Origin of the sequence: Mesorhizobium sp. M1142 (assembly GCF_040318565.1) — a bacterium.
Taxonomy (GTDB): Bacteria; Pseudomonadota; Alphaproteobacteria; order Rhizobiales; family Rhizobiaceae; genus Mesorhizobium.
In genome coordinates this window covers 49,925-72,155 of record NZ_JAMYMK010000012.1, presented here as the reverse complement: position 1 = coordinate 72,155, position 22,231 = coordinate 49,925, and the positions used below count along the sequence as shown (strand labels likewise).

Annotated in this window: 21 protein-coding genes; 7 read left to right on the top strand and 14 right to left on the bottom strand. The window is 63.7% G+C overall.

The annotated features are described in order from the left end of the window. Nucleotides 1-119: 119 nt before the first annotated feature. From NKH42_RS20165 to NKH42_RS20145, 5 genes are all read right to left on the bottom strand, one after another. Nucleotides 120-908 carry an ABC transporter substrate-binding protein gene (locus NKH42_RS20165; RefSeq protein WP_352507117.1) on the bottom strand — a complete coding sequence of 263 codons (789 nt, stop codon included), beginning with the start codon at nucleotides 906-908 and terminating at the stop codon, nucleotides 120-122. A gap of 109 nt (nucleotides 909-1,017) precedes the next feature. After that, on the bottom strand, nucleotides 1,018-2,181 hold the full coding sequence (locus NKH42_RS20160) for a saccharopine dehydrogenase family protein (RefSeq protein WP_352507118.1): 1,164 nt from the start codon (nucleotides 2,179-2,181) through the stop codon (nucleotides 1,018-1,020). Beyond that, complete coding sequence (locus NKH42_RS20155; RefSeq protein WP_352507119.1) at nucleotides 2,178-2,681, bottom strand: Lrp/AsnC family transcriptional regulator; 504 nt, start codon at nucleotides 2,679-2,681, stop codon at nucleotides 2,178-2,180. Before NKH42_RS20155 ends, NKH42_RS20160 begins: the two co-directional genes overlap by 4 nt. Nucleotides 2,682-2,998: 317 nt before the next feature. Next, entirely contained in the window at nucleotides 2,999-4,042 is a 1,044-nt protein-coding gene (locus tag NKH42_RS20150) for an acyltransferase family protein (RefSeq protein WP_352507120.1), read from the bottom strand. A gap of 215 nt (nucleotides 4,043-4,257) precedes the next feature. Continuing rightward, nucleotides 4,258-4,983 (bottom strand): 3-keto-5-aminohexanoate cleavage protein, encoded by a 726-nt coding sequence (locus NKH42_RS20145; protein ID WP_352507121.1) that lies wholly within the window; start codon nucleotides 4,981-4,983, stop codon nucleotides 4,258-4,260. A 161-nt stretch (nucleotides 4,984-5,144) separates the two neighbouring features. Between NKH42_RS20145 and NKH42_RS20140 the strand changes: the two genes are divergently transcribed. After that, nucleotides 5,145-5,888, top strand: coding sequence for a 2OG-Fe(II) oxygenase (locus NKH42_RS20140; protein WP_352507122.1), 744 nt, complete (start codon nucleotides 5,145-5,147; stop codon nucleotides 5,886-5,888). Nucleotides 5,889-5,916: 28 nt separating this feature from the next. Here NKH42_RS20140 and NKH42_RS20135 read toward each other — a convergent pair whose 3' ends face one another. Further along, on the bottom strand, nucleotides 5,917-7,272 hold the full coding sequence (locus tag NKH42_RS20135; protein ID WP_352690371.1) for a sigma-54-dependent transcriptional regulator: 1,356 nt from the start codon (nucleotides 7,270-7,272) through the stop codon (nucleotides 5,917-5,919). 6 nt (nucleotides 7,273-7,278) lie between these two features. Further along, the gene (locus tag NKH42_RS20130) at nucleotides 7,279-9,138 is read right to left on the bottom strand and encodes a sensor histidine kinase (RefSeq protein ID WP_352507124.1); all 1,860 of its coding nucleotides are present in this window, start codon (nucleotides 9,136-9,138) and stop codon (nucleotides 7,279-7,281) included. 236 nt (nucleotides 9,139-9,374) lie between these two features. On the opposite strand from NKH42_RS20130, the gene NKH42_RS20125 reads away from it, so the two are divergent. The 4 genes from NKH42_RS20125 (at nucleotide 9,375) to NKH42_RS20110 (ending at nucleotide 13,010) form a co-directional block, all read left to right on the top strand. Then, nucleotides 9,375-10,706, top strand: coding sequence for a dicarboxylate/amino acid:cation symporter (locus tag NKH42_RS20125; RefSeq protein WP_254819444.1), 1,332 nt, complete (start codon nucleotides 9,375-9,377; stop codon nucleotides 10,704-10,706). A gap of 470 nt (nucleotides 10,707-11,176) precedes the next feature. Next, nucleotides 11,177-12,244 carry a glycosyltransferase family 2 protein gene (locus NKH42_RS20120; RefSeq protein ID WP_352752718.1) on the top strand — a complete coding sequence of 356 codons (1,068 nt, stop codon included), beginning with the start codon at nucleotides 11,177-11,179 and terminating at the stop codon, nucleotides 12,242-12,244. A 152-nt stretch (nucleotides 12,245-12,396) separates the two neighbouring features. Next, nucleotides 12,397-12,675, top strand: coding sequence for a type II toxin-antitoxin system RelE/ParE family toxin (locus NKH42_RS20115; protein ID WP_352507177.1), 279 nt, complete (start codon nucleotides 12,397-12,399; stop codon nucleotides 12,673-12,675). Nucleotides 12,676-12,701: 26 nt separating this feature from the next. Beyond that, complete coding sequence (locus NKH42_RS20110) at nucleotides 12,702-13,010, top strand: HigA family addiction module antitoxin (RefSeq protein ID WP_352507126.1); 309 nt, start codon at nucleotides 12,702-12,704, stop codon at nucleotides 13,008-13,010. Nucleotides 13,011-13,053: 43 nt separating this feature from the next. On the opposite strand, the gene NKH42_RS20105 is transcribed toward NKH42_RS20110, so the two are convergent. The 6 genes from NKH42_RS20105 to NKH42_RS20080 form a co-directional block, all read right to left on the bottom strand. Beyond that, entirely contained in the window at nucleotides 13,054-13,341 is a 288-nt protein-coding gene (locus NKH42_RS20105; RefSeq protein ID WP_352475640.1) for a DUF982 domain-containing protein, read from the bottom strand. A gap of 88 nt (nucleotides 13,342-13,429) precedes the next feature. Further along, nucleotides 13,430-14,236 carry an ABC transporter permease gene (locus NKH42_RS20100; protein WP_352752716.1) on the bottom strand — a complete coding sequence of 269 codons (807 nt, stop codon included), beginning with the start codon at nucleotides 14,234-14,236 and terminating at the stop codon, nucleotides 13,430-13,432. Nucleotides 14,237-14,240: 4 nt separating this feature from the next. Further along, nucleotides 14,241-15,074: an ABC transporter permease gene (locus NKH42_RS20095; protein ID WP_352507128.1), complete on the bottom strand. Its 834-nt coding sequence runs from the start codon at nucleotides 15,072-15,074 to the stop codon at nucleotides 14,241-14,243. A 24-nt stretch (nucleotides 15,075-15,098) separates the two neighbouring features. Beyond that, nucleotides 15,099-16,214: an ABC transporter substrate-binding protein gene (locus tag NKH42_RS20090; protein ID WP_352507129.1), complete on the bottom strand. Its 1,116-nt coding sequence runs from the start codon at nucleotides 16,212-16,214 to the stop codon at nucleotides 15,099-15,101. Between the two features lie 67 nt (nucleotides 16,215-16,281). Next, entirely contained in the window at nucleotides 16,282-17,376 is a 1,095-nt protein-coding gene (locus NKH42_RS20085; RefSeq protein WP_352507130.1) for an ABC transporter ATP-binding protein, read from the bottom strand. A gap of 251 nt (nucleotides 17,377-17,627) precedes the next feature. Beyond that, the gene (locus tag NKH42_RS20080) at nucleotides 17,628-18,515 is read right to left on the bottom strand and encodes a LysR substrate-binding domain-containing protein (RefSeq protein ID WP_254819437.1); all 888 of its coding nucleotides are present in this window, start codon (nucleotides 18,513-18,515) and stop codon (nucleotides 17,628-17,630) included. 75 nt (nucleotides 18,516-18,590) lie between these two features. Between NKH42_RS20080 and NKH42_RS20075 the strand changes: the two genes are divergently transcribed. Together NKH42_RS20075 and NKH42_RS20070 are read left to right on the top strand one after the other, a co-directional pair. Further along, a complete protein-coding gene (locus NKH42_RS20075) occupies nucleotides 18,591-20,183 on the top strand; it encodes a zinc-binding metallopeptidase family protein (RefSeq protein ID WP_352507178.1) in 1,593 nt (530 codons plus the stop codon). 33 nt (nucleotides 20,184-20,216) lie between these two features. Beyond that, entirely contained in the window at nucleotides 20,217-21,149 is a 933-nt protein-coding gene (locus tag NKH42_RS20070; RefSeq protein WP_352507131.1) for a dimethylarginine dimethylaminohydrolase family protein, read from the top strand. Between the two features lie 12 nt (nucleotides 21,150-21,161). Here NKH42_RS20070 and NKH42_RS20065 read toward each other — a convergent pair whose 3' ends face one another. Next, a complete protein-coding gene (locus tag NKH42_RS20065; RefSeq protein WP_352507132.1) occupies nucleotides 21,162-22,169 on the bottom strand; it encodes an ornithine cyclodeaminase family protein in 1,008 nt (335 codons plus the stop codon). Nucleotides 22,170-22,231: the final 62 nt, after the last annotated feature.

Below are 22,231 nucleotides of genomic sequence, written 5' to 3'. Positions count from 1 at the left end.
GTAGTGAGTAGTGAGTAGTGAGTAGTGAGTAGTGAGTAGTGAGTAGTGAAGGTGTCCGGAATGGCCATCCCTACTTCCTACTTCCTACTTCCTACTCCCTACTCCCTACTCCCTATCCGTTAGTGGTCTTTCTTCCAGGCGTCGGAATTCACCCAGTAATCGAGGTTCTTTTGCAGGCGGCCGTCGAGGCTGACCTGGTCGAGGAACAGGTTCATCCAGACCAGCAGGTCCTGCTCGTCATAGCGCGTGGCGAAGGCCAGCGGCTCCTTCGACAGCATATCCGGCATGATGGTGAAGCTGCCGGCTGGGTAAGCGGTCGACTGCCCCTTGACCGCCGAGACGTCGTTGACGCCGCAATCGGCCTGGCCGTTATTGACGGCGTCGAGCAGCAGCGGGCCGCCGCCCTTGTAGCTCTTGATGTCGGCATCGGGGAAGGCGGCCTTGGCTTCCTTCTCGCCGGTGGCGCCGAGCAGCACCGCGATCTTGGTGCCTTTGGCCTTGCAGTCCTCGGTGGACTTGAAGGCGGTCCCAGCCTTGGTGAAGACGGTGCTGCCCGTGTACATGTAAGGCTTGGTAAAGGCGACCTTCATGCCGCGCGCCAGCGTCGGCGTCATGTCGGCGACCAGAAGATCGGCCTTGCCCGACAGCAGCGCCGGGATCAGGCCGTCCCAGTCGAAGTCGAGGAAGGTGATCTTGACGCCCATTTCCTTGGCCATCAGTTCGGCGAGTTCGACCGAACTGCCGGTGCGTTCGCCGGCAGCACCCACCAGCGAAAAGGGCGGGCCTTGCGTCTGCACCGCAACGCGCAACTCACCGCGCTTGGTAATCTCGTCGAGGGTTCCGGCACTGGCGGCAGCGGTGAGGCCGACGAGCGCAAGTCCGGCGATGAAAAGCTTGGCAATCTTCATTTGGGCATTCCTCCTTGTTGTCGTTTGTTGTTCCACTTGTTGTTTCACCCCATCGGGTGCTTTTTGAGCGGCAGCGCCGTTGCCGGCGGCAACCACCGTTCGAAAATCTTCAATCCCAGCTCACCGTTTCGGCGACCTTGATGCCGCGCCTGGCCAGCTCGTCGAGGAAGCGGCCATCGGGCACATGCAGCAGTGGGTTGAGCAGGCCGGGCGTGGCGATCTCGCGCCGTGCCAGCATCTGCGCCACGATGCTGGCGGGATAGCCGACGCCAAGGCTCATGCCGAACAGGCCGGAGGCGAGGTCGCGTTCGATGACCAGCTCCGAGGTCACCGTCTTGCGGCGGCCGCCTTCGCTGCCGACAAACACGTTGCGCATGACGCAAAGGTCCTTTTCGTCCGCGCCATATTGCAGTTGCGGGCCAAGCAGCCGGCCGAGGAATTCGCGTGGGCTGACACCGGTGCCGGATACCTTTTCCTCGGACAGGAAGCCGAGCTGCTTCAGCGGCGCCCAGAACGCCGACCAGCCAAGCCAGCGCAGCGAATATCGGCCGGAGCGCTGCAGCCCCTTTGCGGCGGCAAGCATGCCGGCATAATGCGGCGCGTCGCCATTGGGGAAGGCTTCCAGCCTGCCCAGCCCCGCCACCTCGATCTCGTGGATGAAGCGATTGTCGTGCTGGCGGGCGGCCGGCACATCGACCCGTTCGCCATTCTCGACCAGCACACTGTCGCGGTTCTGGCTGACCAGAACCATGTCGAAATTCCAGCTCACCTTGTAGCGCAGCGGCTCGACCACCGCTTTCGGCTCGGGAATGCCGCCGCAGTAGGAATCGATCGCGGTGATGGTGTCGAACTGGCTTGCGGCGCGCGCGTAGAGCACAAGGTCGATGCCGGGGTCGAGCCCGCATTCGGTGACGATCGAGACGCCGGCCTTTTCGGCCTCCGGCGCGAGATCGGCGATGGCCTTGCCGTAATTGGTGGTGACCAGCGGCGTGCGCGTCGCGATCGCCGCCTGCACCGCCTCGCGCATCAGCGGTTGCGGCAACAGGTCGATGACCGCGTCGACGTCCTTCATCACATCGGCCAATGCTGGGCCGATCGCGTCCTCCGGCACGACGAAACGCACCCGGGCAAGGTCGGTCAGGCCGCCAAGCCGCGCAGCGCCGTCGGTTGCGGTGTCGACACAGACCACTTGCTCGACGCCGTCACTGGCAACGAGATCGGCGATCGCCGCCCGGCCTTGCAGGCCGAGGCCGCCGAGAACCGCGATCTTCATGCCATTTCCTTCCGCGGCTCGTCCGACCAGCAGCCTTCCGGCAGGCTGACCCATTTGTTGCAGGAGGCCATGACGACGAAGGTCTCGCTGCGCACGACTTCGCCCGGCTCACCGGCGCCGGGGATCAGCTCGCTGGTGACGCGGTAGAGATCGGCGACATCACCGGCCACAGTCACGTCGACGATGATGTCGAAGCGTCCGGTGACGACGGCTGCCGAGTTCACGAAAGGCAGTTCGGAGATGCGCTGCGCCAGTTCCCGGGCGCGGCCGCGTCCCTGCGCATTGATGCCGACGATCGCCGAGATCAGCTCGGGGCGTTCGGTGAGGTTGAGCAGCCCGACGATCTTGAGCAGGTTGCGGTCGAGCAGGTTGCGCAGCCGCATGCGCACCGTCGGCACCGAGATCGCCATCTTCTCGGCGAGGCGGTTGACGCCAAGCTGCGCGTCCTGCGACAGCAGCTTGACCAGTCGCCGGTCGGTCTGATCGAGATGTTCGCGCAAACGCTCAGGCTTTCATAAAGGGAAATAAACGGTCGGATTTTCTTTCGGATATGAAAATACGTTATGAGAGATTTTTAACAATGGCAAGAGGCATGTCGTGCGCGGTGCCCCTATGCCTGTCGGCAGTTTCGTCGAGGACGCCACATTTTGTTCTTGCTTTGTGCCGGCAGCTATGCTATTAATTTGGATATGGTGCCAATTTGGCTCCAACGACCCATCCTCCCGAGGCGGGTTTTTGTTTCCGGATCTTTTGAAGGTTCAGCGCCGCCGGTCTAAGGTTGGCGAGACAGCGTGGTTCCGCGGAGCGCAGCCGCAGTTCATGCCTTCACGTGACGGGCGGAAAGGCTCATCCGCGAAATGGCCAAAATCGGCTTTTCAACAAAACTGTAGCTGGCCAGGGAGACGGCAATGCAGGCGGTGACAATAACCATGCCAGCAAGCCATGGTGATACGCTGACGCTTGCAACGACAGGAGCGGTCGCAAGCAGCACGATAGGATGCGTCAGATAGAGAGAGTAGGAGGCATCGCCCAACCTTGCCAGCAGGCGAGGAGCAAAAAGCCGGAAGTAGTTTTCCAGGCTGATGCAACCGGCGACAAGGATCAAGGCCGGGATTCCCTGAGCAAGGGTTCGCGGCAAGTTGAAGCCAAGTACCATCACCAGCATGGACACGATGGCGAACACGAGCGCCGAGACACCCAGGACGGTAGGCAAACGCGCCAGTCTGCCGACCAGGTGGCCGAGCGCCATGCCGGCAAGGAACTCAAACAGGATTGGCGTGGTATAGAAAAACAGCACAGTGTCGGCGGCGGGTTTGAAGACGATGCGCGCCGCTACGGCGATTGCAAAGACAACGCCGACCATGGCCATTTGCGTCAGCGTGCCGACACGCATAGTCGCCGCGAACAGAATGTAAAACAGGATTTCCAGATTGAGCGTCCAACCCACGCCCAGCACCGGTTGGACATAGCCTGTGACCGTATCGAGATAGGGTATGAAAAGCAGGCTATTGGTGATCTGCTCAAGAGACACTGCACGATCGGCAAACAACCAAAGTGCGGCGACCATGAGGAAGGTCATAACCCAATAGAACGGAACGACGCGCGTGAACCGCTGCATCAAAAAAGCACGGTGGTCTGAGCGTCTGTTCTCCGTCGAGAGAACCATGACAAAACCACTGATGACGAAAAACAAGTCGACGCCACTGTTCAGAACGGGAATACGCAGGTCGAGCATGCCCAGTGCGCCCGGAAGATGATAGGTAACAACCATGAGGGCTGCCAGCCCCCGCAGGATCTGTATCGATGTATACTGTTGAATCCGGCGCGGCGCGGCGTGATCATTCTGCGGAATGATTTTCATAAAAATGGTCCCCGGTGCGGGAGAGCACTAACATACGGGGTCGTTGATGTGCTGATTAATTGCTGGTTTAATTAATATGTAAAGTTTTAGATAGATTTTACTGACATTAGCGTGCTGCCACGCTTGAGTTCGCCGACTTAGACCTGCCTATTTGCCAAAACTTGCTATCTCCCCCCTGAAGAGGGGGATCGGCGGCCATCGACGCTTTCCCCGTGCTAACGACTGGTCTCGAAGATAGCGACGGCTGCCGCTGTCAGCGCAGCGTTACCGGGTGCTACTGTTCCATCAGGAAGCTCCTTGCCGTCTTCCAGTCCGACGCGCGTCGACCAACGGCGTTCCGCCGCCCGGTGCACGAAAGGCCAGACCGTGGCGTCGGCGCCGTGCAGCAGGATTGCCCGGCGCATTCCGGCGCCGTCGAGCACGGCGGCGATATCGTCGCTGATCTCAAGCGCAGCGTCCGGCTCCTGCTCGGAGATTTCGATCAGGATGCGCAGCACGCGGTTGCCATGGTCGAGGCTCACCAGGCGTTCGGCGTCGGCTACGGAGGCAAGCCCCGCCTCGATGCCAATGCCGCGCTGGCGCAGACGGCCCATGACTGCCGGTGCTGCATTCTCGCTGAGATTGACCGAGGCATAGTCGGGCAGCTCGCTCCAGCGGGCGATCGCGGCAAGCGTGCGCTCGTCGTCGCTCTCGATCCAGGCGCCGGTGGAGACGCCGATCAGCGTTCCCGGGCAGGCGCGGCGCAGCGCCAGCACGGTCGGGTCCATTGCGTCAGGGGCAAGGCTTTCGCGGCCATCGAGCCCGCGTGCATGGACATGCAACTCGGCCGCACCTGCGGCCACGCAGGCCGTGCCGTCTCGCGCAATGGCTTCGGGATCAAGCGGCAGTCGGGGGTGGAAATCGGCGCTGCGCGCGCCATTGATGCAGGTCTGGACGATCATGAGGTGGTGGTCCCGTTGAGTGGAACAAGTTTAGCCCATGACCACGAAATCGGAAATTGAATGACGTCCCGTCCCGCAAGGCTCACCCGGCAAGAAACGGGTGGTCTGCGCGGGCCGCTTCACCCATTTCAATTGACAGAGAAGCCACAGGAGGCGAAGCCATGACCATCCATTCGATAGGCGCGAAAGCGGCGGTGAAATCGGCGGAGGTGCGCGTTGCCGGATATGATTGGCGGACGCTGGCCGATGAGCTGAGCGGCTATGGCTGCGCGGTGATGGAAAAGCTGCTGACGCCGCAGGAGTGCCGGCATATCGCCGGGCTCTATCCGGACGAGAGCCATTTCCGCAGCCATGTGCACATGGCGCGGCATGGTTTCGGCAAGGGCGAGTACCGCTATTTCCGCTATCCCTTGCCCGACTTGATCGGCGGCTTGCGCACCGCGCTCTATCCGCGCCTGGCCGCGGTTGCCAACGACTGGAACGCGCGCATGGGTATCGCGCAGCGCTATCCCGACGAACACGCGGCGTTCCTCGAGCAATGCCACGAGCAGGGCCAGACGCGGCCGACGCCGCTCCTGCTGCAATATGTCCCCGGCGACTTCAACTGCCTGCACCAGGATCTCTACGGCGATCTTGCCTTCCCGCTGCAGGTGGCGATCCTATTGTCGGAACCAGGCAAGGATTTCACCGGCGGCGAGTTCGTGCTGACCGAGCAGCGTCCGCGCATGCAGAGCCGCGTCGAGGTGGTGCCGCTGCGCCAGGGCGATGCGGTCGCCTTCGCGGTCCACAATCGTCCGGTCCAGGGCAGCAAGGGCAATTACCGCGTCAACCTCAGGCATGGCGTCAGCCGGCTACGCTCCGGCATGCGCCACACTGTGGGCATCATCTTCCACGACGCCAAGTAACCGAGCCGCCGGTCCAGGCCGCCGGCGATTACCGGGAAAAATCGCTGCGCACGATGCCGTGGCGCTGGAGCTTGTCGTAGAAAGTCTTGCGCGGAATCCCCAGCGCTTCGATCGTGCGCCTGACATCGCCGTCGTTGCGGCCAAGCGTCTCGCGGATGATGTCGGCCTCGTAGCGCTCCAGCCGCTCCGGCAGCTTCATGGCGGCGTTCGATTGGGTCGGGGCAGGGGGTTGCGTCTCGGCGCCTTCCTCCAATCCAAGCACGAACCGCTCGGCGAAATGCGCCAGCTCGCGCACATTTCCCGGCCAGTCATGGTCGCTCAGATGGCGATGCACCGTCGCTGGAACTGCCGGCACAGGGCGGTGGAAGCGGGCGGCGGCGCGCTCCGCAAAATAGAAAAACAGCAGGGCGACATCGTCGCGGCGCTCGCGCAGCGGCGGGATCGAGATCGTCACCACGTTGAGCCGGTAATAGAGATCCTCGCGGAAAGCGCCGCGCTGGCGCGGATCGCCGAGGTCGACCTTGGCGGCGGCGACGACGCGCAGATCCACCGGCCGCACCTCGTTGGTGCCGAGCGGCGTGACCTCGCGCATCTCCAGCACGCGCAGCATCTGCACCTGTGTCGAGACCGGCATGCTTTCGATCTCGTCGAGGAACAGCGTGCCGCCGCTGGCGTGCTCGATGCGGCCGATCCGTTTCTTCTGCGCGCCGGTGAAGGCGCCGGCCTCATGGCCGAACAACTCGCTCTCGATGACGGTCTCCGGCAGCGTGCCGCAATTCAGCGCGACGAAATTGCCCTTGGCGCGGCGGCTCCAGCGATGCAGAAGACTTGCCACCACCTCCTTGCCGGAGCCGGTCTCGCCGGTCACCAGCACGTCGACGTCGGTATCGGCGATCTGGCGCAGCGTACGGCGCAGCCTGTCCATCGCCGGCGTCTGGCCGATCAGCGGCAGGCTGTCCTGCGCCTCTCCGGCCGCCTCGCGCAAGGCCCGGTTCTCCATTACCAGGCGGCGCTTTTCCGCTGCGCGGCGCACGCTCTGCACCAGCCGGTCGGCGGCGAAGGGCTTGGTGATGAAGTCGTAGGCGCCGTCCTTGATCGCCTTGACGGCCATGGCGATGTCGCCATGGCCGGTGACGAGGATGACGGGAATGTCGGCATCCAGCCGCAGGATGCGATTGAAAAGCTGCAAGCCGTCGATCTGAGGCATGCGGATATCCGACACCACGACGCCGGCAAAACCGGCGTCGAGCGTGGCCAGCGCCTCGGCCGCCACCGCAAAGGCCGAGACCGAGAAGCCGGCAAGCTCCAGCGTCTGCGCGGTGGCCTTGAGGAGATCGCGATCGTCATCGATCAGGACCACCGGTGCGGAATTGTCGTTCGTCATGATGGCTTACGCTGCTTTCTGGAGATGAATGGTGAAGCGGGTGCCGCTGTCGCCGCTCGAAACCTCGATGCGTCCGCCATAGTCGGCGACGATGTCCTTGGAGATGACGAGGCCGAGGCCAAGGCCTTTTTCCTTGGAGGTGTTGAACGGCGTGAACAGCGATTTGAGGATCGCCGGCGGAATGCCGGGCCCGTTGTCGGATACGCTGATCGTCACGCCGTCCGCGGTCTCTTCGACCGAGACCTGCACATGAGCGTCGTCGCGGCCGTCGAGCGCCTCCAGCGCGTTCTGGAAGAGATTGATCAGCACCTGTTCGAGCCGCACCCGATTGCCCATGACCTTGAGGCTCGGCAGCGGCAGGTCGACGACCAATGCGTCGAGCCGGCCGGCAAAGCGGCTTCTCAACAGCATGACGGCGCCTTCGATGACGCCGCGCAATTCGACGGGCTCGGCGGCGGTGCGGCCCTTGCGGGCAAATGCCTTCAACTCCTCGGTGATTGAGCCGATGCGTTCGGTAAGGGCTGCAATGGCGCCGAGATTTTCCTCAGCCGGCCCGGTCTGCTTGCGGTCGAGGAAGGTGCGGGCGTTGTCGGCATAGGCACGGATGGTGGCGACCGGCTGGTTGATCTCGTGGGCGACGCCGGCGGCGACCTGGCCGAGGATGGCGAGGCGGTTGGCCTGGACCAGGTCCTGCTGCACCACCTGGAGCTTTGCCTCCGTGTTGCGGTGGCCGGTGATCTCGGCCTGCAACCGGTCGCGGGCTCGGCTCAGATCCTCGGTGCGTTCGACAACGCGGCGTTCGAGTTCGGTGCGCGCCGCCTGTTCGGCGGCAATCCGCATCTGCGCCGACTGCCGGCGCCACAACAGATACGCGGCCAGGCCGAGCAGCGGCACGACGACACCCAGTGCCAGAAGCCGCATTTCGCGGACGGCGGCGGCGATCGGCGCTTCAGCCGGGATCAGATATTCGAGCCGCCAGGGGGTCGAAGGAACCGGCGTCGAAAGGCTGAGATACTGCGCGTCGCTGCCGCCGGGCGTCACCGCGTGGACGATCGACACATCCGGGCTGAGCGCCTGCGCGTGCATGATCGGCAACGGCACAAGCGGCGCGTCGCCGAACTGTTGGCTGTCGCGAATTGCGGCTTGCTTGGGTGCGGCCAGCGGCGCGGTTGTCATGAAGCGCCAGGACGGCACGCTGGTGATCAGCACGACGCCGTTCTCGTCGCTGACATAGGCCGGGCGGTTGGCCTCGCGCCAGTCGGCTTCGAGCTGGTCGAACTCCATCTTGACGACGACGACGCCGAGCGGTGCGGCGGCATCGCCGACGCGCCGCGAAATGTAGAGGCCGGGACGCTTGCTGACATTGCCGAGCGCAAAATATTCGGCGGTTCCGGCCTGCATCGCGCCGGAGAAATAATCGCGAAAACGGTAGTCGTTGCCGACGAAGCTGATCGGCTCGCGCCAGTTGCTGGAGGCGATCGCCAGTCCGTCGGCGCCGATCACATAGAGCACCGACGCCTTGGTGCCGGAGACCAGCCCCTCGAGCTTGCGGTTCAGCACATCTATTGCCGCGGCGTTTTTCTGCGTCAGCGCATCACGCACTTGCTGGTCCGCGGACAACAGCAGGGGCAGGGCGCGCGGGCTTTCGAGCACGGCGCGCAGCAGCGCGACCTTCAGATTGGCGTCGGTACGCCCCTGCGCCGCCAGGGTCCCGATCTCGGCGGTACGGCCGTAAAGGCCGGCGCCGTAGAGCGCTGCCGTGACGATCAAAAGCGCGACGGCCGCAAACAGCAGCCAGGCTCGGCGCGCCCGCCTGGCGAGTTGCTCGGGCGTCGAAGACAAGGCACCGGCGGGGCGTTGCAGCATCGCCCATTTGTGCATGAACTCGCACAAAACACAATTCGACCTATGCGGAGAGTCGCACTTGACCATGCGTCCGGCAGTGCGGCCGTTTGTGAATGCTCAACAAAATCAATGATGAATAACTCTTCTGCGTATCTGGCACGGCTGTTGCAAACACGAATTCGGCAGTCGCGAGGCTGCTGGTCAAAACAACTGCCCCGGGGAGTCGAGCTTTCGATCGGGGCGCCATGGAGGACGTCATGCAGACAGCAATCGCTGCCGCCGAGCCGCGCGGCAAACTTCCCTTATACCGGCATCTTTATGTGCAGGTGCTCGCGGCGATCGCCGCCGGCGTGCTGCTCGGCCATTTCTATCCCGAAACCGGCGAGGCGATGAAGCCGTTCGGCGACGCCTTCATCAAGCTGGTGAAGATGGTGATCGCGCCGGTGATCTTCCTGACCGTGGCGACCGGTATCGCCGGTGTTTCCGACCTGCAGAAGGTCGGCCGCGTCGCCGGCAAGGCGATGATCTATTTCCTGGTGTTCTCGACGCTGGCGCTGGTCGTCGGCCTGGTCGTCTCCAATGTCGTCCAGCCCGGCGCCGGCATGCACATCAATCCGGCCACGCTCGATACCGCCAAGGTGACGGCCTATGCCGAGAAGGCGCACGACACGACCATCGTCGGCTTCCTCATGAACATCATCCCCGACACCATCACCGGCGCCTTCGCGCAAGGCGACATTTTGCAGGTGCTGTTCTTCTCGGTGCTGTTCGGTGTCGCCCTGGCGCTGGTCGGCGATCGCGGCCGTCCGGTCGTCGATTTCCTGCAGGCGCTGACCACGCCGATCTTCCGCCTCGTCGCCATCCTGATGAAGGCCGCGCCGATCGGCGCGTTTGGCGCCATGGCCTTCACCATCGGCAAATACGGCATCGGCTCGATCGCCAACCTGGCCATGCTGATCGGCACATTCTACCTGACCGCGTTGCTGTTCGTGCTGGTGGTGCTCGGCGCGGTTGCCCGCTACAACGGCTTCTCGATCCTGGCGCTGATCCGCTACATCAAAGAGGAGCTGCTGCTGGTGCTCGGCACCTCGTCCTCGGAAGCGGCATTGCCGGGCCTCATGGCCAAGATGGAGCGCGCCGGCTGCAACCGCTCGGTGGTCGGCCTGGTCATCCCGACCGGCTATTCCTTCAATCTGGACGGCACCAACATCTATATGACGCTGGCCGCGCTGTTCATCGCACAGGCGACCGACACGCCACTCACCTACGGCGACCAGATCCTGCTGCTCGCCGTCGCCATGCTGAGCTCCAAGGGTGCCGCCGGCATCACCGGCGCCGGCTTCATCACCCTGGCGGCGACGCTTTCGGTCGTCCCCACCGTGCCGGTCGCCGGCATGGCGCTGATCCTCGGCGTCGACCGCTTCATGTCGGAATGCCGGGCGCTGACCAACTTCATCGGCAATGCGGTGGCGACGGTCGTGGTGGCACGCTGGGAAGGAGAACTCGATCAGACGAAGTTCGCCGCCGCCATGGCCGGCGACTTACCGGAGGAAGTCGACCTGTCGCTGCCGGGTTTGCAGGCCGCCTGACTGTTTAGGCCACATGACCATAAGCCCCGGAGGCGGTTCGCCGGCTCCGGGGCAAAAGCGCCGGCGGTCGCGGCATGCCGCCTGAAACGCAACCTGAAGTGGCCCTGTTTTCGACGCGGGGCTTGTTCCAGCCGCATTTGCAGGCCACTATCCGCCATGTCTTCAGGGCACCCGTCCGCTTCGCTCCCGACCTGATCGCGAGGCGAGACATTTCCGTCGGGCTCGGCTGCGACATCACCTTGGCCGAACGTCGGAGCTTTTGCTGCCGCCGACCCTCTGCGCATGGCAGCAGCCCTTGAAGGCAATGGCGGCCTCAATACGAAGTCGCAAAGCGAAACGTGACCGTCTCCTCGTGGAAAGCGCAAGCTTTCTCCTCCGGGGAACTCGTCGCGCGTCAAGAGGGGCGCTTGAAGAAGGGCGAGCCCATGAGGGCTTTTGCCGAACCAAAGCAAGATGCGAGGTCAAACGCGATGCAGTCTGTCCAAAACCGGCTTCCGGTATCCATCATCATCCCGAACTACAACTATGCGCGGTTCCTTAAACGCAGCATCGACAGCGCTCTCGAGCAGGACTACGCGGATGTCGAGGTCATCGTCGTCGACGATGCATCGCAGGACAATTCCACGACGATCATGGAATCGTATCACGACGAGATCCTCGCATGCCCGCGAGCGCAAAATGGCGGACACGCGGCGGCATTCAACACCGGCTTCGCTGCGAGCTCGGGCAAGATCGTCCTGTTCCTCGACGCCGACGATTATCTTTATCCAACCGCCGTCTCCACCATTGTCGACACCTGGGACGAGGCAACCGCTCAGGTCCAGTCCAGACTGCATATCGTCTACGAGGGGCAACGCATCAAGGATGTCTTTCCGCCGCCCGAACTGCCTTTCGACAGCGGCGACGTCATGCCGAAACTCCTGCACAAGGGTCGCTACCAGACCACCGTGACCAGCGGGCTCGCCTTTGACCGCGCAACGCTCGAATCGATCATGCCGATACCGGAGCCGGAGTTCCGCCAGGGCGCCGACGGCTATCTGGCAACGCTGGCGCCGATGTACGGGCACGTCCAGTCCATCGACGAATGCCTCGGCGCCTACCGGATCCACGGCGCCAATCATTCGGTCTTCGGTGAAAAGCTCGCCGAGCGGGCACGCTGGCGGGTGACCCACGATTTCCGCCGCATGCAGGCGCTGTCGGACCAGGCCTCCGGGATCGGCCTGACCATCGTGCCGTCGGATGCTGTCCGCCACGATCCGGTCCACCTGGAAGAGCGGCTGGCGTCGCTTTGCGCGGACCGAGACCGACACCCCGTGGCCGACGATTCCCGGCTGGCGCTCGGGGCGGCCGGCGCCGTCGCCAGCCTTGAAATGACCGCATCGCTGCGGCGGCGCGCCATCCTTGCCGCCTGGTTCCTGTCGGTCGGGGTGCTGCCGCGGAAAATGGCGACCGCAGTCCTGTCGTGGAAGCTTGATGCGTCGTCGAGACCGGCATTTTTGAGCCGCCTGTCCAAGAGAATCCGCCAGGCGATGGGTTAGCGGATAATGCCGTGACATCGGTCCGCCAGGTATTCGGCTGGCCCGGCCCAGCGTCCAGCGGGCGTATTATTGCCTTCGATGGGCTCGGACCATTCCGTAAATCATTTGCTTACACCTGCTTGACCCGTGTAAGCGATATGCTTACATGCTGCATGATCAAGTCGTTCGAGCACAAGGCGCTGGCGGACCTCTTTCAAACCGGAAAGACCGGAAAGATCGACGCCAAGATGCATAAGCGCATCCTTGTCCGGCTTGACCGTTTGGAAGTCACGGCAAGACCTGACGACATGGACCTGCCCGGCTTCGACTTCCACGCATTAAAGGGCTTCAGCCCGACCCGCTACACGGTGCATGTCAACGGGCCGTGGTGCATCACATTTGAATTCGACGCCAATGATGCTGTCCGCGTCGATTTCGAACAGTACCATTGAGACGGCTTAGATTGGAGAAATCGATTATGAGCGTGTATGAGCCGATGCATCCGATGGAGCGCTGCCCATCCCACCCCGGGGCGTTGCTCGACGACATTATCCCGGCAACCGGCAAGACCAAGGTGGAAATCGCCAATCTGCTCGGAATCTCGCGCCAGCAGCTTTACGACATCATCCGCGAAAAGAAGCCGGTGTCGCCGGCTGTTGCGGCGCGCCTTGGAAAGATGTTCGGCGACGGCGCCGCGATCTGGCTCAGGATGCAGGCCGCTTACGATGCGTGGCACGCGGAGCGCGAGGTCGACGTCAGCGCCATTCCAAGGCTGCATGCTGCCTGAGATGCAATAGATCGGCCGAACCACCGAGGCTCTCATAAATCGATCACGGTCCCGCCTGCCTGGACCGGTCCTGCGGTTCGACGGCTCGCTCGACCAGGACATGCGCCTCCCGCGCGGCCTCGATGAACGCGTCCCTGGCGGCTTCGGTCCAGCGATCGTCGCTCATGGCGCGGCGGCATGTGCGCAGTGCCAAGCCGTGTTTGGCGCTGCCGGCGTCGCGCCAGTGGGCTTCCAGCAATTCGACAGCCTGCCGTGCATTGGAAATGTTGCGGATATCTCCCACGATGCCGACCGCAACCGCAACCGGCTTGGAAAACCATCCTTGGTTCATGGCGAAGCCTTCGACGTGTTGAACTACCTATAACGAAAATCGTAGCGCAAGGTTTCATTTGCGCCAGTCACCACGGCGTGAGGCGCGTCTACTGCGCCGCGCGCAGCCTGACCACGACGCTGCGCGCCACAAGCACCAGCACGGTGATGACGATCAGGATCACCGAGAGCGCTGCGATCGCCGGGTCGATGTTGTCGCGCAGGCCCATCCACATTAGCCGCGGCAGCGTGATGGCGTTGACCGAGGTGATGAACAGGGTGACGCCGATCTCTTCCCAGGACAGCACGAAGGAGAGCAGTGCTGCGGTGACGATGCCGAACTTGATATTGGGCATGATGATGCGGGTGGCGCGCTCCCATACGGTCGCGCCGAGGCCGCGGGCGGCGAGGTCGATGCGGCGGTCGAGCTGGCTGAGCGACACCAGGATCAGCACCGTGGCGAAGGGCACCGTCATCACCGCATGCGCCATCGCGACACCCAGCCAGGTGTCATAGCCGAAGAACGACGAGAACCCCGAGACCGAGGTCAGCAGGAAATAGAGCGTGATTGCCGACACCACCGGCGGCACTACCATCGGCAGCAGCACGAAGCCGACGAGAGCGGCGGTGAAGCGCGGCTGGAACATCCAGACGCCGAGGCTGAAGCCCAGCGCCAGCACCGTGGAAAAGGCGCTGCTGACTATGCCGATCCTGATCGAGAGCAGGATCGCATTGATCCAGCGCGGATCCTCGATCAGCGCCTGGTAATGGCGCAGCGACAGTTCGCCCGACGGCATCGCCAGCATGCGGCTCGGCGTCAGCGACACCGGGATCACGGCGAGCAACGGCAACAGCAGGAATAGCGCGACCAGGGCGGCGAGGATCAGCGAGACGGGACCGGGGCGGTAGGTCGGCATCGCGCTACACCAACTGCTTCGGCCTGATATAGCGGAAAAGCAGCGCCATCAGCGCGCCGACGAACAGCACCAGCACCACGCTGATCGCCGCACCCAGGCCCCAGTCCGGGCTCTGGAAGATGCGGAGATAGATCAGCTCGGCGATCATCACGCTGCGGCCGCCGCCGAGAATCGCCGGCGTGACGAAGAAGCCGAGCGAAAAGACGAAGACGATCAGCGCCGAGCCGATGATGCCGGAGCGGGTCATCGGCACGAACACCGACCAGAAGGTGCGCATGCGGCTGGAGCCGAGGCCGCGCGCCGCCAGCAGCACACGGTCGTCGAGGCTTCGCATCGAAGAGGCCAGTGGAAACACCGCGAAGGGGATGAGGAAATGCGTCATGCCGACGATAACGCCGAACTCGTTGCGCACCAGAGCCAGCGGCTCCGAGATGAAGCCGACCGCCTGCAGCCAAGTGTTGATCAGGCCGCGATTGGACAAAAGCGCCACCCAGCCGAAGGCGCGCGTCAGCACCGAGATCCAGAACGGCACCAGGATGCAGAACTCGGCCACGACGCGCTGCACCGGCGTGCCGCGCACCCAGACAACGGTAATGGCGTAGGCGGCGGCAACCGAAACGATGGTGACGATCGCGGCGATGCGCAGTGTGCGGATGAAGACCGACTGCACCAGCTGATCCGTGAGCAGCGCATTGTACTGCCCCAGCCCCGGCGTAGGCAGGGTGAAGCTCCATTTGACCACGCCGAGGAATGGCCAGGCGTAAGCCAGCACAAGAAAGAGGAGCAGCGGCGCCATCAGCAGCGCCGCGCCCATCCTGTCGGAGAGGTGTGCTCTCATCTCGCCCCTGGCTATCCCGGCTTGTCAGGCGGAGATGATCTTCGTGTATTCGTCGAGTGCTGCCCCGTAGTTCTTGGCGTACCAATCCATGTCGAGCGGGATCTGCTTTTTCATGTTCTCGGGATCGACGGGGTTGATTCGCTTCTTGTCGGCGGGGATCAGCGCGTCGGCGGCCGGGTTGGCCGGACCTTGGCCGAGCTTGTCGAACATGATGAGTTCCTTCTCCGGGTCCTGGGTGCTGGCGATGAACTTCATCGCCGCGTCCTTGCCGCCGGGATTGCCCTTGAGCACGGCGAGCGCGCCGGGCGAGATCAGGCCCTGGTCCCAGATGAACTTGATCTTGCCGCCGGAATCCTGCTCGATGAGCGAAGCCCGGGTCGACCAGACGATCGCCATCGAGGCCTCGCCATTGAGCAGCACGCTCTGGCTTTCGGCGCCGCCACCCCAATAGGCTACGACGTTCTCCTTGAAGGCAGCGATCTTGTCATGCGCGCGCTTGAGGTCGAGCGGATAGAGCGAGGCCGGCGCGATGCCGTCGGCAAGCAGTGCCGCTTCCCAGCTCGACACGCCCCATTTGTAGAGCGAGCGCTTGCCGGGGAATTTTGCCACGTCGAAGAAGTCGGCCATGCCGGTCGGTGCCTGACTGCCGTATTTCTCGGCATCGTAGGCGATGACATAGGAGAAGAAATAGGTCGAGGCCGCGTATTCCCAGCCGAATCCCGGCCGCATCTTCTTCTTGTCGACGATCGAATAATCGATCGGCTCGAGCATGCCTTGCGCGCCGAGCGTGATGGCCGAGAACGGATCGACGTCGACCAGGTCCCAGGTCGGCGCGCCGCTCTTGAACTGCGCCGCGATCGCGCCTTCGGTCGGGCCGGAGCCGTCCATCTTGACGGTGATGCCGGTCTCCTTGGTGAAGGCTTGGCCATAAGCTGCGTCGTAGGCGGTGATGGCGTCGCCGCCCCAGTTGACCAGCACCAGTTCCTTAGCCGCGGCAAAGGCGCCGGTCGAGCGTAGCAGCATCGGCGTGCCGGCCAGCACCAGTGCGGCCAGTTGCGTGAACTGCCGGCGCGAAATCTCGCCGCGCACTGCCCTGGCGGACAGCGCCTCGATGGAATTTTTCTTGGTTTGATTTGTCATGTCAGTTCCCCTTTTTTGTTGTTGGTGTTTCCTGAAAGTCAGCTTGGCGAATTCGCCACGCCGATCGTCATTGTCCTCCGTCCGGAAGGAGGAAGCCTTTCTCCGCCGGCCAAGTCAGCCACACGGAATTGCCCTTGCTGAGCGCGGAAGCGGCAACCTCGTTCGGCACCGAGACCGTGACCTTGGCGCCTTGGTGCGTCGTCAGATCGAGCCGCGTCGCAGCGCCGAGATAGGTCGAGGCGACGGCAGTCGCGGCAATACCGTTCTCGCCCGCTGCCGCCTCGCGTGCGATCGACATGTATTCGGGCCGGATCGCCAGGATGGCGTCGCCACGGACCTTCTCGGCCTTGCAGCGCATGCTGATCGCGCGGTCTTCGCAGAGGCCGGTCGAGCCATTGTCGGCCGGGCGCACGCCCTTCAACGGCAGCATGTTGATCTCACCCAGGAACTCGGCGACGAAGCGGTTGTCGGGCCGGTCGTAGACCTCGTCGGGCGCGCCGACCTGCAGCAATTTGCCATGGTTGAAGATGGCGACGCGAGACGACAAAGCCAGCGCCTCGCTCTGGTCATGGGTGACGAAGACGAAGGTGGTGCCGGTCTCCTGGTGCAGCCGCTTCATCTCGGCCTGCATCTGGCCGCGCAGGCCCTTGTCGAGCGCCGAAAACGGCTCGTCAAGCAAAAGCACGCCCGGCTCGAAGACCAGCGCCCGCGCCAGCGCCACCCGCTGCTGCTGCCCACCGGACAATTGCGACGGCAGTTTCTTTTCGTGGCCCTTGAGCCCGACGCGCTCGATCATTTCGCCGACGCGGCGCTTGATCTCGGCCGCCGATTTCTTGCGTACCTTGAGTGGGAAGGCGATATTGGCCTCGACCGACATATGCGGGAACAGTGCGTAGCCTTGGAAAACCATGCCGGCGGCGCGCTGCTCGGCCGGCCGCTCGGTGATATCGACGCCGTCGCTGTAAAGGCGACCGTCGGTCGGCTGAATGAAGCCGGCAAGGATCATCAGGAAGGTGGTCTTGCCGGAACCGGAGGGGCCGAGCAGGGTAAGGAACTCACCACGGCCGATATCGAGCGTCAGATCGTCCAGCGCACGGAACGAGCCGAAGCTCTTGCCGATCCCGATTGCCTTGATCTCTGCGGCCCGGCCGGGTTGCTGCATCCTGCCCTTTCCTTAGCGTAGGCGAAATCGTAGGCAGGGCGGCGGCTTACCGCAACCGAATAGTTTTCGCCTGATCGGCAAATTTGATTCATCTATGCGCCAATCTTGGGGAGATTTCGCCGAAGGCGACGGAGGGGGGCGTCTCGCGTGAAGCGCCAACTTCCTCTTTCTTCGAAAATCAGACCGGGCCGAGCCCAGCCAAGCGACCCCCTCTGGCCGCTTCGCGGCCATCTCCCCCTCAAGGGGGGAGATTAACGCTGGTTCTCCGACAGCTTCGACCTCAGCCACCGCCCAAACGCCTCCAGCACCGGATGCGCCGCCTTGGCATGTTCCGAGACCAGAAAATACGAGCGCGGGGAATTGATCGCTATGTCGAAGGGGCGCACCAGCCGGCCTTCGCTCAGTGCCCGGCCGCTGGTCAGTTCGTCGCCCATGGCGATGCCCTGGCCGGCGATCGCCGCCGAAAAGACCAGGTTCATGTCGGAAAAGAAGATGCCGCCTTCCGGGTCGGGGTTCTCGACCTTGGACAGCGCCAGCCAACGCGCCCAGTCCTCGGTGTCACCGAGATGCAGGAGATTGGCGCGCAGCACGTCTGCCGGCTTGGAGAAGCCGCCGATCTTGTTGAGCAGCGTCGGGCTGCACAGCGGCGTGAACGAGATTTCGCACAACAGCTCGACCGCGCGGTTCGGCCAGTTGCCGACGCCAAAGGCGATGAAGGCGTCGGCCTCGGCATTGCTGACGTCATCGAGGCGGCGCGGCGTCAGGATGCGGAGCGCGACATCTGGATACATCTGCCGGAATTCGCCAATGTGAGTGCACAGGAAAAGCGAGGCGAAGCCAGGGGTGCAACTGACGCTGAACGAACCGCCGACGCCGGTGCCGGCATGGCGCGTCACCGCGTCACCCAACACCGTCAGCGCCTTGCGCACGTCGCTGGCATAGCGCTGGCCACGCGGCGTGAGCGCCACGCCCTTGCCGATGCGTTCGAGCAGATCGAAGCCGAGATCGCGTTCGAGCAGGCGCAATTGATGGCTCACCGCACTGCGGGTCAGATGCAGTTCGTCGGCGGCGCGCCAGACGCTGCCGTGGCGGGCAAAACTGTCGAGGGCGCGCAGCGCCTGCGTCGAGGGAATTCTCAAGAGGTGAACCGAATTTGCATGAGCCGGGAAAACATATCACTTTTTGGTGGGGCGCTTCACTGCTTTCTTTCCGCCATGGAGAAACCGGTGACCTCGGCACAAGCGACCGCGCTTGCCTGTCTGGACGACATCCAGCCGTCCCTGTCGGCGTGGACGCGGACCATCTTCGACTTCGGCGAGACCGCCTGGCGCGAATACCAGTCGGCCGCCTGGTATGTGGAGCAGTTGAAGCACGAAGGCTTTTCGGTCGAGGAAGGCTCCGGCGGTATGCCAACGGCCTTCTGCGCCCATTGGATCAACGGGACCGGCCCGACGATCGGCATGTACGCCGAATACGACGCGGTGCCGGGCAATTGCCAGGACGCGGCAACGGTGAAGCGACCGCGTCCCGGCCTCGGCGAACAGGCGGGCGGCCACACCGATCCGCATTCCGGCCTCGGCATTGCCAGCCTCGGCGGCCTTTTGGCGACCAAGGCAGCAATGCAGCGCCACGGCATATCAGGCACGCTGCGCTTCACCGGCGAGCCGGCGGAGAAGGTGCGCGGGTCAAAGCCGATCCATGCCGCGAAGGGCTATTACGATGGGCTGGCGGGTATGATCTCCTTCCATCCTTTCTACATGCTGCCGCTCTGCAACACGGCGCGCTGGGACACGCATTGCGGTGCGGCCTATGCGATGATCCACCGCTTCATCTGTGACGAGCCGGAACATTGGGCGAGGGCGGCGGGCACCGCAGCACCCATCCCGCAGGCGCATTCGGCGGTCAGGGCGCCCGGCGCCAACGACGCGCTCATGATGATGTACATGGCGTCCAAGGCGCTGCGCGATTCCATGCTGCCGCATCAGGGCGGCTGGTCGATCAGCGAGGCGATCCTGACGGCGGGCCAGGCGACCGCCGACAATCTGCCGGCCGGGCTGGCCGAGATCCAGTACATGATCCGCGTGCCGACGCTTGCTATGGCCGAGCAGGTCACCGCCATGCTCGACCGCAATGCGGAAGCCGCAGCCAGGATAAGCGGCTGCCGCCATGAGCGGCACTGGGTGTCGAAGTCGCGGCCGGGGCTGGCCAATCACGTCATGGCCGGCATTGCCTTCGACGCGCTGGCGGCGGTCGGGCCGCCGCGCTGGGACGAGACGGCCAAGGCGATCGCCCGCGAAATCCAGGTCAATGCCGGCGGCGAGGCGAGCGACGAACCGTTCATCGCCGAGCTGGAGCGGCTGATTGCGCCGCAGGATGCAGAGGCGCTGCTGCGTCGCGACCTGCCGCCATCGCAGCTCAATTCGACCTCCGACGACTACACGGACATGTCGTGGCATACGCCAACGGCGCGGTTCTATGTCGCCCGCCCGGCACTGCGCTCGGAGAATGGTCACGCCTATCCGGGCTGGGCGATGAATGCGCTGGGCGGCATTTCTGCCACCATCGACCCGATGGTCATCTGCGCAGCAAAGACCATTGCGCTCGCGGCACTTCGCTTGTTGGAAGACGAGGCTGCGCGCGACGCGGCGATGGACGAATTCGTCGCCCGAACCGGCGGTGGCATCGGCGGCTCGAACTGGATCGCCCCGCTCTGCGACTACGATCCGCCGATCGGATTTCGCTGGCCGGAATACATCACCACCCCGCGCGGACGGGATTGGTGGATACCAAGCAACCAAGCCGCATGATCAACCAGCCGCCCCCATCACGAGGAGAAACTCATGACCGTCCATGACCGCATCGTCGCCGAGCCGTTTTCGCTGCAGCGCCGCAACCCGGTGGGCGGCACCAAGCCGTTGACCGCCTGGGGCTTCGCCAACGAGACCGACGTGCTGACCGACGTGCTGCTCGGCTCGCCGAATTTCCTGCGTCATCTCTCGACCAGCTCGCTGTCGCGAAAACATCTGCGCGAGGCGCCTTGCAACCTCCAGATCGCGCAGGCACAGCACAAGGACCTGGCCGCCGCCTATGAGCATTTCGGCGTCAACATCCACTGGCACGAGCCGACGCCGGAGCTGCCGATGCAGGTCTATTCGCGCGATTCCAGCGTCATGACGCCCTACGGCGCCATCATCACCGCGATGGCCCAGTGGTGGCGGCGCGGCGAGAACTACGCGGCGATCCGCACCTATGAGAAGCTCGGCATCCCGATCTACGACATGGTCACCGCCGGCACCTTCGAAGGCGGCGACTTCAATGTCATCGAGGATGGCGTGGTGCTGATCGGCTGCGGCGGCGCCCGCACGCAGGAGGAGGGCGCGCGCCAGGTGCAGGCCTGGTTCGACAAGGAGGGCTGGGAGACCCGCATCGCCTTCATCGACGAATATTACGTCCATATCGACCTGATGGTGGTGCCGATTGCGGAAAAGCTGACGGCCGTCTGCCTTGCCTGTACGGAGCCCGGCATCGTCGACTGGCTGAAGGGCAAGGGCCACGAGATTATCGACGTGCCGTTCCAGGACACGATGGCGCTCGGCTGCAACTTCATGTCGCTGGGCAAGGACAGGGTGATCGCGCCGACTTCGAGCCAGACGCTGATCGGCCAGCTCAAAGCGCGCGGCTTCGAGGTGGCCGCCATCGACATGAGCGAAATCTCGAAGACCGGCGGCGGCATCCACTGCATGGCACAGGCATTGAAGCGCGAGCCTGCGTGAGGCGGCACGCGCCTACAGCACGACGAGCTTTCCCTTGCGCAGACGCCGGGCGCAGCAATAGGCCAGGTCGGCGGCGACCATGTCTTCCATCGCAATGCCCATCGCCTTGTAGGTGGTGATCTGCTGATCCGAAACGCGGCCCGGCGCGCGGTCGAGTAGCATGGCGCCAAGCTCGGTGCCGAAATCCGGGTCGAAGCCGGCAAGCTCGCAGGAACCGACCGGGGTCGGTTTGAATGCATCCTTGGTTTCGACAAAAAGACTGGATTTGGCGATGAGCTCGATCGGCATTTCACCGCGGGGCGGCGCCACCCCGACCGACGAGACATGCGTGCCCGGCTGGACCCAGCCTGCGTCGATCACCGGCTGATAGGAGTGGGTCGCCAGGCACACCACGTCGGAACTGCGCACTGCCGCCTCGAGGTCGGCGACCGCCACCACCGACGGGTGCAGCCGGGCAAGCGCTGCCGCATCGTCGAAGCTCTTCGAAGCGACGCGGATTTCGGTAAAGTCCCGCACCAGCGGCAACAAATGGAGATGCTGGTTGGCCTGCACGCCGGCGCCGACCACTGTCGCTATCCTGGCATCCCGGCGGGCAAGCGCGCGCACCGACAGCACAGCGGAGCCGGAGGTTCGCACCGCCGTTATGAAAGTGCCGTCCATGATGCAGACCGGCAGGCCGGACAGCGGATCGAACAGGCTGATGGTGGCGAGGTGGCTGGGCAGGTTCTTGGCCAAGTTGCCTTCGAAGACATTGACGATCTTGACGGTCAGGTTCATGCCTTCCATCCAGGCCGGCATGGCGAGGCTGTAGCCGGCTCCGGGGATGTCGAGCTGTGGCCGGGGTGGATTGACAACCTTACCTTGTGACAGCGCCTTGAAGCCGTCTTCCAGAACATCGAGAAGCTGGCTGAGGTCGATGCACGCCATCACGTCGGCTTCGCTCAGCACCAGGATCTCGGTCGCTCCCTTGCTGATTTCCGCCGCACTCTTGCCGGCTGGACTGAACGCTTCCTTGGTCATCCTGCACTCCCTTTGTTCGTCGAAATCGGCTCACCCCGTTTGCTTCGCGTGGGTGAGGGAAG